The organism is Mesorhizobium sp. WSM1497, from assembly GCF_001672455.2.
Taxonomy (GTDB): domain Bacteria; phylum Pseudomonadota; class Alphaproteobacteria; order Rhizobiales; family Rhizobiaceae; genus Mesorhizobium; species Mesorhizobium ciceri.
In genome coordinates, this window is sequence record NZ_CP021071.1 from 475,367 (window position 1) to 489,090 (window position 13,724).

Here is a 13,724-nt window from a genome sequence, read left to right on the forward strand (position 1 = left end):
CTTCTGGGGTTCCAGCCCTAAAACCAGGTTACCGATTTTGAGCTCGACGAGATTGTAGCCGCGCAACTTGCTATCGGCCCGGCCCCATCCTGCACCATGCCGATTTCTACGCCGGATGCGACCTGCTCGCCACGCCCCAGGTGTGGGTGCGGCGCAGTGCCTGCGAATTCGCCGATGGCGCTGACGATTTCCCGGCCGTCAGCATCGGTGATGACGGTGGCGTAGCGGGTCATGAATCACACTCCTGAATCAGCGCGCGTTGCGGAGACAACCTATTGATGGGAAGCTGGCTGTTCGAGGAGGACAGCAATGAGCAACGTCACCACGCATTACGGCAGCGACGGCATCGTCGAGCGTATATTGGCCGCGATTTCCGATGCGAAGCCCGATAAAATCAATGCCGCGCAGCTCTATCCGTTCGGCAATCTGCTTCTATGTCGGGATGAACATCGCCGACAAGGCCGCCGTCATCGGGCAGGCTTTTCGCGTTCTGAAGCCGGGCGGCAAACTGATCTGGACCGAAGCCGTGCTGGCTGCCGGCGAGCCGAATTATCCCTTGCCCTGGGCGGTTGCGCCGGAAACCAGCCACCTTGTTGACCGGGATACCCTGAAGACCCTGTTCGCCGACGCGGGCTTCCATATTGACGAAGTCATCGACGAGACCGGCGAACATGTCGAACTGGCGATGCAAAGGGCCAGTTCCGGCATCATTCCTTCGCCTGTGCAACGTCAGGTCAATGAAATCGTGCTCGGCACCGAATTCGTGCAGCGACGCAAGAACTACATCCGTAGCCTGAACGAAGGCAGATTGGCATCGCTGGCCATCATCGTCTCGAAGCCTGCCTGATCGGAGCCTTGATCGTAACGAAGGGCAGAAACAAAAAACCCGCCTTGGGCGGGAAGTTGGCGCAACTCAGCACCAGAAGTAGCGACCGGCAACACCATGGTTCGCAGTTTCGTTCGGCTCGCGAACCACCGCCTTTCTATACCATTGTGCGACATTGTACACGACGGTGCCATTGTCCGTGCACTTCAGTCCGGCATCGATTGTGCTATAACGGCCGGTAAACGGCTACGAAGCCGGTAAAGGCAGTCAGTTGCATCGCGCTCCTGTCCTCCGTCCGAGTCATCCTCACGGCAAGTTCGACGCCAGTAGTCAAAATGCGAAGGCACGATTGTGGCCGACAGCAGACCGTCAGCTGTAAATCTAATCGGACATCCAGGTAGTCGGCGCTCGGCCGGACAAAGGGCGCGACGGAGGTGAAGCGAAAAGTGCAATGCTGAACTTGCTGAAAAATAGTTTCGGGCTTCACCAGATTACCGACCGGTCGATCTCGCCGATGCCGCCCGGCCTTGTCAGCGCCATTGCCATCTCCAAGTCTCGGCGAAGCAGGTTGATACAATGGGTTGCGCCCTCGGCACCATCGGTTGCCAGGTCGTAGACATAGGGGCGGCCAATCATGACTGCGGTTGCACCAGGGCAAGCGTCTTCAACGTCGGCGCGACGGCTCACGCTGCCAGCATGGATGATGGGAATCCGTCCGGCCACTGCACCGTGGTTCGAGACCGCGATGGCATCGACACCCGTTCCGATCGCCTGCTCAGCATCCTCAGGATCGAGGATGCTCTTCAGGATAAGCGGCAGGGTTGTCAGCGAACGCAGCCAGGCAATATCCGCCCAGGTCGGCATGGCCGACGCTGCGCAGTGCCAACTTTGAGCACGCCGGTGTTCCGGTCCTTGAAGTATGGCGTTGCGAGGCCGTCGGGAATTTTGAATCCTGCCCGGAACTGCCTACGGCGATCGCCTGGCTTCGGCATGTCGACCGCTACACAGATCGCTTGGCCAAGTGCCGTGCCATTAAAACCGCGATTGCTTTGCCGAGAGCAGGAACCAGACTGGAGACTGGCTCACCGCCACGCCATCCTCGATCGCTGCCGTCGTGAACACCGCTTCCGCCACTCCGGCGCCGCGCGCCGCCGCCACCTCGCCTTCCGGATGCACCAGCCGCTGATATGCTATCGGGCCAGGATGATCGGACGCGGCAGACTTTGCCCGATGAGCGTGATCCCGGTATCAAGTCTTGTCACACGCGCAGCACGTGCCGCTTTCCAAAGGCAAGAGATGCACCTCCTACTGTGTCAGGGCCGTTATCGAGGGGCGCTTGTTGAAGTCGCACTTGCCGGTGACGCTGTAGAAGAAGTCGGCATTTGAAGACGGCGTCGGCACGGTTGTGCCGCCGTCCTCCCAGGCTTGATAGCTGGTTACACCACAAGGCACGATGGTGAAGATGTCGACCTTCTGCCCAGTCGGGGTCTCGGTCAGGTTGTTCGCGTCCACGCCGCTGTAGAGTCGGTTGGAGGTGGTCGGATCATCCGACTTTAGGTACTTCGGGTTGCCCGATGGCACGTACATCTGCAGGGAGAGGCCAGCCATCTGGCTGACGTCGATCGACGCGCCGGCGCTGTTGGCTGGGTACATGGTGTTGAGGCAAGTGGTTGAATATTTCTTGGTGCCGCTGGTCTGGAGTATCGCGTCTGCAGTCAGACCCGTGAAGGTGCTCACGCTGGCGGTGGTGCAAACTTGCGACTGGACAAGCGTCTTGATGTCGGCCCCGCCGTTGTTGGTGATTGTGTACACATTCGTTGTGCCGTAGCCTTTCGGATCACCGAAGCCGTTATAGGTATACTCGATCGACATCAGCGGCTTGGCCACCGTCGCTCCAAATGTCGTGCCGTAGAGCGTCATCGTCTTGTTCCACCAGCCCGACACCTTGGAAACCTTGAAGGTAGTCTGCACCAGGGCCGGCGTCTTGCTCGCCGCCGACCCAACGGCGACCGGCACCGTGTTGATCCTGGCGATCTGCATGAACACGGTGGGCATGGAGTAACTTGCCATGGCCTGCGCGGTGGCGGTGCCATTGGCGGAAACCACAAAGCTGTTCAGTGTCGGGGTACCCAGGCCATGGTTGGCGATGAAGGTATCCTGCAGCATAGTCTGGCGCTGCGCCAACGTTGAGGTTGTGTCCATACCGGTGATCGATAGGACCGCGGCATCCAGCGCCTGCTGCTCGTTGGACCGGGTCTGGACCGCCCTGGTATAGTCGACCGAGAACCCGATGGCGGTGATGATGGGCGCCAGCATGAAAACAAACAACGGGGCCATCGAACCGTCATGGGAACGCGCGAACCGCCCAACAATTCTCAGCATGTTTCTACTCCCGACGGACATTAGCCTACGCGCATATACCACGCGACGGCAAAGCAAGGTCTAAAGCTATCGATCAATGTTTAATCGTCTCTCGCCGCTAAGCCTGGGTCTTTGCCTCCAGGCTTCAGATTCAACAAACAACGCAGTATTGGATCAAAATCTCGCCAGCTACCGGGATTGCTGCAGGCAGAGGCTAGCGAACTCGAACTCCCAAGATGCAATCACATCTGACGCTGCGGCATTTGCCGCGGACCTTAGGCTTTCAAGGAGAGGAACTGCCCTCTCTCCCCCGAGTCCTCACGGCCGAACGCGGATGACCGTCTTTCCCGCACGCCGCTCGGTCGAATTGAAGGTGGCGACGGCATCTTCAAGGCTGGAGACCTTGCCGATATTCGTCCGCAGTCGTCCGTCCCGGATCCGCTGAACGATCTCCCAAAGCTGGCCGCGATCAGCCTCGACGACGAAGTCAATCGCCAGGCCATCTGCAGGTCGAATATCCGTCGGTCCAACGACTGTCACAAGCGTTCCTCCGGCCCGGATCAGGGCCGCGGACCGCTTCTGGATATCGCCGCCGATGACGTCGAACACCAGGTCGACGCCGCCAACCTCCTCCAGTTTGTCGTTGTCGAGATCGACGAACTCATTCGCGCCGAAGTCGAGCGCCTTCTGGCGGTCGGCGGCGCGTCCGCTGCCGATGACATAGGCCCCGGCCTCCCTTGCAAGCTGCGTCACCATCGAACCGACGGCACCGGCCGCGCCGTGCGCGAGCACGCTTTGCCCCGCCTGAAGGCGGCCATGCTGGAACAGCCCCTGCCACGCGGTCAGGCCGGAGATCGGCAGGCTCGCACCCACCGTGAAGTCAACGTCGCCGGGCAGCGGCGCGAGATTGCGTGCCTCCATGGCGACATACTCAGCGAGGGTCCCGTCGCGATGCCAGTCGGCGAGGCCGAATACGCGCTGACCGATTGACAGTCCCGTGGTGCCGTAGCCGAGCGCAGTGACCACACCTGCGAGCTCATGGCCGAGGATCGATGGCGTCCGGTCACGGAAGGCTCGATCGGCCCAGGTCGAAGGCCACTCCAGTTCGGTGTTGACGAATCCCGCCGCATGAACCTCCACAACAACATCGTTTATTGCCGCCCGCGGCTCGGGCCGCTGTACCAGCTTCATCCCGGCCTCTCCTGCAGCCTGGTCCGTCACTACGATCGCTTTCATGGGAATTGTCTCCTCAGACATTTGTGTTGGGGTAATTAGCGGGCGTGGCAGCTCTTTCGAGCTTTCACGCGTCGGCTTCGCGTCCTCCACGACGACCTTGAGGTCCCTGCCTGGGTTCCTCGGAGCTCTCGCGCGCCCGCGATTCCAGGATTTTCGTTATGCGAAGTCCAGCACATCGGCCACCGGCATGCGCGGCTTCTGCGGCCAGTTGCCAGCTCGCTCCGGTCCGACGGTCAACAGCATGACCGGCACTTCGTCTTCGGCCAGGCCGAACTCGCGGTGCACGGCTTCAGCGTCGAAACCAATCATCGGCGTCGAACCCAGGCCCAGCGACCGGGCCATGTAGATGATCGCCGCGGCGCCAAAGGTCGCGGAGCGCACTGCTTCGTCGCGCTGGCGCTGCGGCTGATCATCATACAGACCGCGAGCGGGGATTTCCCACTCCGGCACCAGGTGCGCCGGCATGATGCCGGCTTTCACTACGGGTGCCAGGCGGGCTGGAACGGTGCTGGCATCGGCCAGCTGGCCGATGATGATGAAGGTCACGGCCGCGTCGGTGATCGCGGGCTGATTCCAGGCGATCGGACGCAGCCGGGCCTTGGCTTCCGGCGAGCGTACGGCGATGAAACGCCAGTTCTGCAGGTGGAAGGAGGTTGGCGCGGACGTGCCGATACGCACCAGGTCGCGGATCTGGTCGTCGCTCAAGGTGGCAGCAGGGTCGTAGTACTTTGCGGCACTGCGGCTCAGGATCGTTTCGATGACGGCGTTCGTGGCGAAAGCGTTTTCGCTCTTCCCGCTCTCCCCGAAGATCTCGGCGGCTACGCGGGTTGCGGGTCCGGTGGTGGCGATGCAGTTCATTGGATGGCTCCCTTATCAAGTGATTGCGGAGCCCAATTTACGAGGACGAGTGATTATTTCGAGACTGATTCAGCTCAGTATGATGCGCGAAAGGATCAAACTGCGCCTTCGCGATCCCAGACCGTGTGCGTTACTCGCCCTTGTGCGCCAGTCGCCGCCACTCCCCCGGCGTCATCCCCATCCTTTCGGCGAAGACATGCCGGAATGCCGAAACGGATTGATACCCGACGGTCTCGGCCACGGCCTCGGCGCTGATGGCTGGCTTCTTCAACTCGTTGGCGGCCAGGCTCATGCGCAGATCAGTCAAAAAATCGAGGGCGGAGCGACCCAGCTTGTCCTGAAACTGGCGCATGAACGTAGCGCGCGACATCCCGCACAAATCGGCCAGATCGGGCAGTTTCCAAGGCCGTGCCGCATCGGCGAACATTGCCGCAATTGCTGGTGCCAGCCGCGGATGGCCAGCCAGGGCCAACAAGCCTTCGGGGGCTTTCCCGGATTGGCTCGCCGCGCGCAGTACCAGTGTGAAAAGCGCCGAGGAAAGCGCGTTGAGAATGGCGCGCCCTCCCGCCCTGTCACCGGAGGACTCCATCCGCATCAGCCCGACAAGACCGGCAAGTTGGTTGGATGCGGACCCCATGCCGTCTTCTCCATGGCTGTCCACAGCGCGTGTCACCAGGTTGGCGGGCAGGTAGTTGCGGATCAGTCGATCATGGGGTGGCGCGATAAAAAATCGCCCACACAGCAGATCCAGTTGCTCGCCCTCGCCATCATTCTCGCTCAGCATCCATCCGGCTGACCCCCGGCGTTGCTGGGTAGGAATTGGTGTTTGCCCGCTACCGTCGTGCAGTACATGCGCCGCGCCGTGAGGCAGCAGCACAATATCTCCGCTCAGCAGCTCCCGCGCCGCTCTCGTCTTCGGATCCTCGAGAATGGCCCGGCCCTTGACTATGACGTGGTAGGGAATTTCGTTCGCGGCAGCCTTGTTCCAGGCAACGCGCCACGGTGCACCATAGGCGCAGCGGACCTCGAGCTGGCCGGTCACGGTGATGATTTGCAGGAGATGGCTCAGCCAGTCCACTTCAGACATTGGACCTCGAAACGGAGATAGTGAAACGTCTTATCGTAATTATGGATTGTTTGCACAAATCGAAAGTACCAAGAGAGACGGCAACACGCCCGCCGATCATGAATGCGTCTCCAGGTGAAGAACTTGTCTACATGCCGAGCGCGGAGGCACCACGCACTAGATTGCTGCGGCCGTAACGGAGCAACTGGTAAAAGGATGGAGCAGTTTCCTGTCTCTGAACAGCTGCGAGGCCGATCAGCCGCCGCAGCCTACCGCCATCCCCGCACCATATGAGATTGGACGCTGCGCCCTGGGGTCTCCCAATGAGTGTCCGGGGTCTCACCATTTATCGGTTGCAGCCATTCGTCAGAGCTGATGATGGCTCACGGTCGCTTTCAACAGAGGACGGTATTTGTTATCCAGGCCGATATTTGGAGCCGAGCGATATTGTGATGCTTGCCTTGTGATCCAGGTTGCCCCGCCGCCTTTGATAGACACCTGTTGTTAGGCCTTAGCTTTCCGATTCGCTGGTGTTTTCCTCAACGGCGTTTTTGCAGTTGGCTTGCGGCCGAGTCCGCTGGATTTCGCGAGGGCTGACCGCTGGGCCGCGTAGCTCGGTGCAACCATGGGATAGTCCTTGGCGAGCCCCCACCTGGCTCTGTACTCGTCGGGTGTCATTCCCAGCAACCCAAGGTGGCGCTTCATAGACTTGAACTTGCGTCCGTCCTCCAGGCTGATGATGTAATCGGGAAACACGGACTTTTTTGGATTGACTGCCGGAACAAGCGCGGGCGGCGTCGCTTCCACCGGCTGACCCAATCCCGACAAGGCAGAATTGACGCTGGCGATCAATTCGGGAAGACCGGCCGCCGGAATGGCGTTCTTCTGGACATATGCCGCCACTATGTCGGCGGTGAGCTGCAACAACTGGACCTGCGGTGCTTCAGCGTCATTCTGCATATTTCGAGTTTCCCATTTGATTGGCTTTGTCTCTATTGAGGAACTTTACAACGTGCAACGGCCCACAGATCATGGATGGGGCTCCACGCGAAGAAACCTGTCTATATTTTAAAGCGGTGGCACCGCACCTGACCTACCCGCTGGCAACTGACTGACCACAGGATTGATTCAATGCCGGCTTGAGGCAGTAGCAGGATACCGAGTGTTTATAGCGCAAGTCGGAGTACCGAGGTTCAATCGGGCGCGTCGATAGCGCGACCATAGTCGGCGGCATTCGCCAATCCACAGGGTATGCGTCAGCCGTTTCGCGATCCGGGGGCTGACGCCGCAGAGAAAACCCGCGGGTGGCAACAATCGCGCGGGTGATCTTCTCGATCCAACGGTGTCTAACCGAGATTCCTGGGGATAATCACTCGTCGCTCCGGGACTCGCTGGCGCTTTGACAAACTCGGTTTTCCAGACCGGGGGCCGAGTGCACAAGATCCTGGCATGTCACCGCCAAGGCACCGCCACCGGGCGGAACCGCTTGCCCAGACTGCTGGACAGCAACCACGACATTCCAATTGCAAAGCAGATCGCGTACCGCTCGATTTTCAGAGGAAAAATATACATTCCGGCCGTCCCGGCGGATTTTTACGAGCCCAACTTCCCGGAGCTTGGCTAGGTGGTGCCACGAGGCTGTCCGGCTAATATTAAGCCGTTCGCGAATTTTGCGATCCGGCAATTCATAGTCGAGCAGCAAGCTCAAAATGTGCAGCCGCCGCGCATTGCCCAGCACCTCCAGAAATTCGGCCGCTTGTGCGGCGTTAGCCCTTAGTCCGTCCGAGACCATGGATGCCTCTTCCCCAGCAACTTGCCGTCACGCCCGAAGACTGCGGAACAATCGATCTCTTCAATGAACACGGCCAGATCATCTGGCACGAGCCACTGGGCGTAGGACCGAAGCCGTCTCAACCCACAAGCCTTGGCATGCCTCTCGGCGCGCTCGGATTCAAGTCCAGCCATCGTTGAGCGCTGTTGTTGGATTGGCACGAAACCATTGAGGCGTCCTTCCGCCAGCTGACTGGCCCAGCAAGTCGTGACCTGTTCCACTCACCGCTCCTTTACGTGACCCGGCAGACAAAATACCACAGCCATGTCGATAGTGTCGGCTCCTCCATTATGATTAAGGTGGCGGGTTCTCCCCACCGCATTTCGGAGTTAGCCCTTTTGACGGTATGATTGCATTGCGTATCAACGGGATGCGCGGATGGGTTATTTCCCATTTCGACCGAGCCTCCGTTGTTGCGCCGACGCAGGCGGGCCGAAGCTTTCAACACATCGACTTGCCCGGTGCGATGTAGTGTCGTTCGATGACCAACACCGCCTCCCCTTCCCTCTGATGGCCTCCATCGATTACCAAAATCGTAAATCCGCGACCTACAGTGCCAGTCGCTTCGTCCGGTCTTCGTTGAGCCCCCAGCCGATTGGATATCGCTCTGCCCAAGCACTCTTGGTTCCCCTTGAAAGATCATAAATGAATCGTGTGGCAGGCCTGAGCATCGAGTAGCAACCATGGGCCTCGTGCTACGGGTGACCGGCGCCCCCGACCCGAAATCGTTGCTCGCCCCTCTTTTCTGAAGGATACGGGCCCCCTCTGTAGCCCAGCAACCACCCATCATTATGAGGATTGCTTGCGACAGGGGGCGAGCGATGCCGTAACCGCTGAGATCTCCTTCCCGGTCGATGTCAACCACGATCAGCACCGAATGGCCAATGACGACGCCAGCTTCGCGTAGTCCCTGGGCGGCATCGGGATGAGTAGGCAAAAGCCTCCTGGCTTTTTTGTTTCGAGCAAGGCGTCACGAAGGCTGGTCAGCGGTTCTGGCAATCTTCACCATGCGACCTTGCCTCCTGCAAACGGCTAACTCGCAATCGAGCGAACGCTACTAAAGAACGCCTCGACCAAGGAAATTGGTATCTTACAATACCGGCGCAGGCTTGTTGGGCTTTCAGTTGTAATCCTGTGCCGATGATGAAATCATGCGCGCGCTTGACAACGGGCAGGTTAATTCAAGTTCCGCCACCAGGAGGAGAAGCGGTATGACCACTCAGGTTGTACATCGCGTATTCGGTCCCAAGCAGGTCAGGCAATTCAGGGAAGTCTACGAGCGCGCGCGCGTTGTGGAGGCAACTTACCCCGATTCGCACATTGCCAGCAAAGCCGCCAAACGGCTGATCGAGGCATTCGAAGCCGAGATCCAGACTGACGGGACGGTTCTGGATTTTCAGCAGCTATGCGAAGCAAACCCCCTGGGGACCGCCTGAGACCCGGACGTTGTCTGGCGAAGGCTCACGATGAACCGCTTCATCTGCCGACGTCAGCCATGCCCTGCAGGCGGATCGTGCTTGCCGTTCAAAAATCAAATTTCGGAAGTGGGTCGCCATGCGGAGCGATAGGGGAGCCATGGGGTGTTGGGCGGCGGTGGCTCCCCTATCCTGTCTCCGCATTTGTTCGCAGACAGGCAGCGTAAGCTCGAGCAGACGCCGGCAATCCAGTGTTCAGCGTGGTGTATACATCGTCAACGAAGCTTTTGGAGGTATGATGCAGCGTTGTCAGGAGGTGCGAGCAAACCCAACCACCGCCTATCGCATGAGACCCGCCGAATTAATCGCAAGAGCGCGTGCAACCAACACAGTGCGCGGTAACCGAGGATATCTATAGCCTGGTGCGGCACGGGCATGCGCCTTAGTTCGGGCCGCTCGCGCGGGTCAAACCGGTTTGGAGTCCCGTCTTCTCAACGTAAAAATTTACCGAAAAAATTAACTTATGTTAGAGAATGCTAATAAATAGCTCCTACACTCCCGAGGCTGCTCTACATGTCAGCAGCCACGTTGCTTGAGGCTCGCTATCAGCCTTGAGCGTGGAAAATGGGTCGGGTACCAAAAACTTCCAATTCTAAGAAAGGGCACTTATCGGGCGCCACAGGTACCTTCGTTGGGGAAGGGTGAGTATCGGTATGGTTTCTACAGCAGGACTGCACAGTTACGGTTCGTCAAATCGATCAAGAGTTCCGTCCAGCGGCACAGAAAATCTCCACCAAGAAGCAGGTAAGCAATACCTTCTCATGCTGGACGGGAGGGCCTTGGACCGCGAGTGTCTCGCTTCGGCGCTTGAGGATCATGAATTGGGCATGGTGGTCGTCGCCATGGGTTCGATCGAGGAATGGCGCATAAGGAAGGGTTCGGCTTCTCCCCTTTCAACCATACTCTTCAACCTCGGCGGCCGGAAGGTCACCGATCAGGGCATTGCAGAAGAAATCAGGCATATTTCGTCCGAGTTCAAGACCGTTCCGGTGGTCATCCTGGCCGACACCGAAGATCTTGCACAGGTGCTGACGGCTCTCGAATGCGGCGCACGCGGCTACATTCCGACTTCGGTCGGGATCGATGTGTGTGTCGAGGCGATCAACTTGGCTGCAGCCGGAGGCATCTTCGTTCCGGCCAGTAGTGTCCTTTCCATGCGGCACCTGATAAAATCAGGCAACTGCGACGCCCGGCCCTTGACGGGCATGTTCACGCTCAGGCAGGCAGAGGTCGCCCAGGCACTGCGACGCGGCAAGGCGAACAAGATCATCGCCCACGAACTGAACCTTCGCGAAAGCACTGTGAAGGTTCACATCCGAAACATCATGAAGAAATTGAAGGCGACCAACCGCACGGAGGTCGCCTACAAGGTGAACGATCTCTTCGCGGAAGGACCTCTGGGCCAAGAGTGATCGCATCAACAAGACGGCCCGTCCTGGTTTAGTGCTGGCGGGTCGTGTTTTTTGTCAACAGAACATTTGAATGAAGGTCGATGGATTTCGCGTTGCCGCACGACCGATGCCACGCGAGACTCCCTTCTGAATCGTGACTTTGCTCCGCGCAATGGAACAGCTTTTGAGAAGAGGCAGTCGGAGGGGTCCGGGGCAACGAAACGCCGCCCCGTTCGAGCGGCATTCTCGCCTGATCAACCAACAGCAGCAGCGGTCTGTGCCTCGGCCGTTCGTGCCAAATGACGGCGCAGGTCGCGCATGTCGACCTGCTGACCGCAAATCGGGCAGGTATGGAAATTGTCGTCTCGTGGGCTGGCTCGCCACCGTGCAGCTTGCCGGGGATTGGTGGTCCAAGGTCGGATTCGCCATGGCTATCAAACATTCAATTCGTCTAAAATGGTCCGGAACCATTTTAGCGCACGCTATATTGAATCGCAGTCTTGCGAGGCAGTTCATGCGTTTGAAGTTCATCCCACCTATTGAGCCGGAGCTTGTCGACACCCGCCCGAGCGGGGCGACTGGATTCACGAGATCAAATTCGACGGGTATCGCACTCAGCTCATCATGGATGAAGATGGCATCCGCCTGTTGACGAGAAGAGCGCGCCACAACCAGGACAGGTCAAGCGACTGATCCTTGGGTCTCATCACCGACAGGGGAAGTTTGCACCTGTTGCAGCCGAGCGGCGCGTCTCCGATCATGATGCGTATCCCAGCGGCCACCAAGGTTCACTCGGACGCCGGGATGGGTCCTGCAATTACTGGGCGAAGCGCAGGTGACCCACAACGGTACTTTTGACGCCGCGAGCTCCAACAGCGCGCGCGTTGGGGTGTGATCGATCAGGCAGACGTGCGGCTGTCAGCCGGCGGCCTAAGGATACTCAGAATGTCTGGTTGTAGGCGCCCACCTCGGGGCTGCGGCGCAGCACGGTGTCGACAGCCTCGAACATCTCCCGTCGACGCTGCGACGACACCGGGCTTTCGACGACCACGACCAGTTCCGGCTTGTTCGACGAGGCGCGCACCAGTCCCCAGGTGCCGTCCTCGGCGACAACGCGCACGCCGTTGACGGTGATGAGGTCGGCGATCTTCTGGCCCGCAAAAACCGTTCCATCCCGCTTCATGGCCTGAAAGTCGGCAACCACCCGCTCGACAACGCCATACTTCACATCGTCCGCGCAGTGCGGCGACATGGTCGGCGTGCCAAAGGTCAGCGGCAGCGCGCGGTAGAGATCGGCCATCGAGCTGCCGGAGCTGCGATCCAGCATCTGGCAGATGGCGATGGCGGTGACCAGCCCATCGTCATATCCGCGCCCGATCGGCGGATTGAAGAAGAAATGGCCCGACTTTTCGAAACCGGCGACGGCGCCAAGCTCGGCGACGCGGCGCTTGATGTAGGAGTGGCCGGTCTTCCAGTAGTCGGTGACGGCGCTGTTGGCGCGCAGCACGCTGTCCGTGTTGAACAGGCCGGTCGACTTGACGTCGACGACGAAGGTCGAGCCCGGATGCTGGTTGGAGATATCGCGCGCCAGCATCACACCGACCTTGTCGGCAAAAATCTCATTCCCCTCATTGTCGACGACGCCGCAGCGATCGCCGTCACCGTCGAAGCCAAGGCCGACATCGGCTCCAGTCTCAAGCACCTTGTCCCTGATGGCATGCAGCATCTGCATATCCTCGGGATTGGGATTGTAGCGCGGAAAGGTGTGGTCGAGTTCGACATCGAGCGGGATCACTTCACAGCCGATCCGTTCCAGCGCTTCAGGCGCAAAGGCGCCGGCGGTGCCATTGCCGCAAGCGGCTACGACCTTGAGCTTTTTCGAGATGCGCTTGCCCCGGGTCAGATCGTCGAGATACGTTTCGCGAAAATTGGGAACGAAATCATAAGACCCGCCGCCGACAAGGTCGAAATCGCCGGCCATTACAATCTGCTTCAGCGCGCTCATCTCTTCCGGCCCGAAAGTCAGCGGCCGCGCCGCGCCCATCTTGACCCCGGTCCAGCCATTCTCGTTATGCGAGGCGGTGACCATAGCGACCGAAGGCACGTCCAGTGCGAACTGGGCGAAATAGGCCATCGGCGACAACGCCAGTCCGATGTCCCTCACCCGAGCGCCTGCAGCCATCAAACCGGACACCAGCGCCAGCTTGATGCCAAGCGAATAGGAGCGGAAATCATGCCCGGTGACGATATCGGGACCGGCACCGACACGGCGGATCAGCGTGCCAAGCCCCATTCCGAGCGCCTGGACGCCGATCAGGTTAAGTTCGGGCGCGACCTGGCCAAACCACCAGCGCGCATCATATTCCCTAAACCCGGACGCCTTTATCAGCGCCGAGGTTTCAAACTCGAACGTGTTGGGCCGGGCTTCGTCAACGAAATTCAGCGACAAGACAGGACACTCCGAACGACACAAATGCGGTTGTCGAGGCGGTAGCTTACCGGAACCGTTCTTCCGGCCTATCTATCAGTTTGGTTGATCCCTTTCACGACATGGAAAGCCGGCGAGCATCGTTGTCGGGCTATTTCCGCGGTGCCCTGCAAGCCCTGATGCCCGCAAAGATCCGATAATACCGCTGAATGTCGTGATGCCGCGATCTGATCGACGACCGTGCCGCGTTCC

General features: G+C 59.4%; 13 protein-coding genes. 3 read left to right on the plus strand and 10 right to left on the minus strand.

Annotated features, from left to right (window positions below; genetic code table 11):
* Positions 1–17: 17 nt before the first annotated feature.
* On the minus strand, positions 18–233 hold the full coding sequence (locus tag A9K65_RS34805; RefSeq protein ID WP_013525008.1) for a hypothetical protein: 216 nt from the start codon (positions 231–233) through the stop codon (positions 18–20).
* 164 nt (positions 234–397) lie between these two features.
* Between A9K65_RS34805 and A9K65_RS34810 the strand changes: the two genes are divergently transcribed.
* Positions 398–847, plus strand: a complete 450-nt coding sequence (locus tag A9K65_RS34810; protein ID WP_245322234.1) for a hypothetical protein — start codon at positions 398–400, stop codon at positions 845–847.
* Positions 848–1,309: 462 nt separating this feature from the next.
* Here the strand turns inward: A9K65_RS34810 and A9K65_RS36435 are convergent, their stop codons facing one another.
* From A9K65_RS36435 to A9K65_RS34845, 8 genes are all read right to left on the minus strand, one after another.
* Entirely contained in the window at positions 1,310–1,690 is a 381-nt protein-coding gene (locus tag A9K65_RS36435; protein ID WP_244514447.1) for an alpha-hydroxy-acid oxidizing protein, read from the minus strand.
* Between the two features lie 168 nt (positions 1,691–1,858).
* Positions 1,859–2,002, minus strand: a complete 144-nt coding sequence (locus A9K65_RS36440) for a hypothetical protein (protein ID WP_244514448.1) — start codon at positions 2,000–2,002, stop codon at positions 1,859–1,861.
* A gap of 129 nt (positions 2,003–2,131) precedes the next feature.
* Positions 2,132–3,208 (minus strand): TadE/TadG family type IV pilus assembly protein, encoded by a 1,077-nt coding sequence (locus A9K65_RS34820; RefSeq protein ID WP_027163552.1) that lies wholly within the window; start codon positions 3,206–3,208, stop codon positions 2,132–2,134.
* 297 nt (positions 3,209–3,505) lie between these two features.
* Positions 3,506–4,423 carry an NADP-dependent oxidoreductase gene (locus A9K65_RS34825; RefSeq protein WP_024505836.1) on the minus strand — a complete coding sequence of 306 codons (918 nt, stop codon included), beginning with the start codon at positions 4,421–4,423 and terminating at the stop codon, positions 3,506–3,508.
* Positions 4,424–4,579: 156 nt separating this feature from the next.
* A complete protein-coding gene (locus tag A9K65_RS34830; protein WP_027163551.1) occupies positions 4,580–5,281 on the minus strand; it encodes a nitroreductase family protein in 702 nt (233 codons plus the stop codon).
* 130 nt (positions 5,282–5,411) lie between these two features.
* Positions 5,412–6,368, minus strand: a complete 957-nt coding sequence (locus tag A9K65_RS34835; protein WP_063174055.1) for an AraC family transcriptional regulator — start codon at positions 6,366–6,368, stop codon at positions 5,412–5,414.
* Positions 6,369–6,851: 483 nt separating this feature from the next.
* Positions 6,852–7,307 (minus strand): MucR family transcriptional regulator, encoded by a 456-nt coding sequence (locus A9K65_RS34840; RefSeq protein ID WP_063170838.1) that lies wholly within the window; start codon positions 7,305–7,307, stop codon positions 6,852–6,854.
* Between the two features lie 409 nt (positions 7,308–7,716).
* Complete coding sequence (locus tag A9K65_RS34845; RefSeq protein WP_063170839.1) at positions 7,717–8,139, minus strand: metalloregulator ArsR/SmtB family transcription factor; 423 nt, start codon at positions 8,137–8,139, stop codon at positions 7,717–7,719.
* A 1,250-nt stretch (positions 8,140–9,389) separates the two neighbouring features.
* On the opposite strand from A9K65_RS34845, the gene A9K65_RS34855 reads away from it, so the two are divergent.
* The gene (locus A9K65_RS34855; RefSeq protein WP_024505842.1) at positions 9,390–9,614 is read left to right on the plus strand and encodes a hypothetical protein; all 225 of its coding nucleotides are present in this window, start codon (positions 9,390–9,392) and stop codon (positions 9,612–9,614) included.
* Between the two features lie 800 nt (positions 9,615–10,414).
* Positions 10,415–11,065, plus strand: a complete 651-nt coding sequence (locus tag A9K65_RS34860) for a response regulator transcription factor (protein WP_245322253.1) — start codon at positions 10,415–10,417, stop codon at positions 11,063–11,065.
* A gap of 919 nt (positions 11,066–11,984) precedes the next feature.
* Here A9K65_RS34860 and A9K65_RS34870 read toward each other — a convergent pair.
* Positions 11,985–13,493 (minus strand): phosphomannomutase/phosphoglucomutase, encoded by a 1,509-nt coding sequence (locus tag A9K65_RS34870; protein WP_063170842.1) that lies wholly within the window; start codon positions 13,491–13,493, stop codon positions 11,985–11,987.
* Between the last annotated feature and the right edge of the window lie 231 nt (positions 13,494–13,724).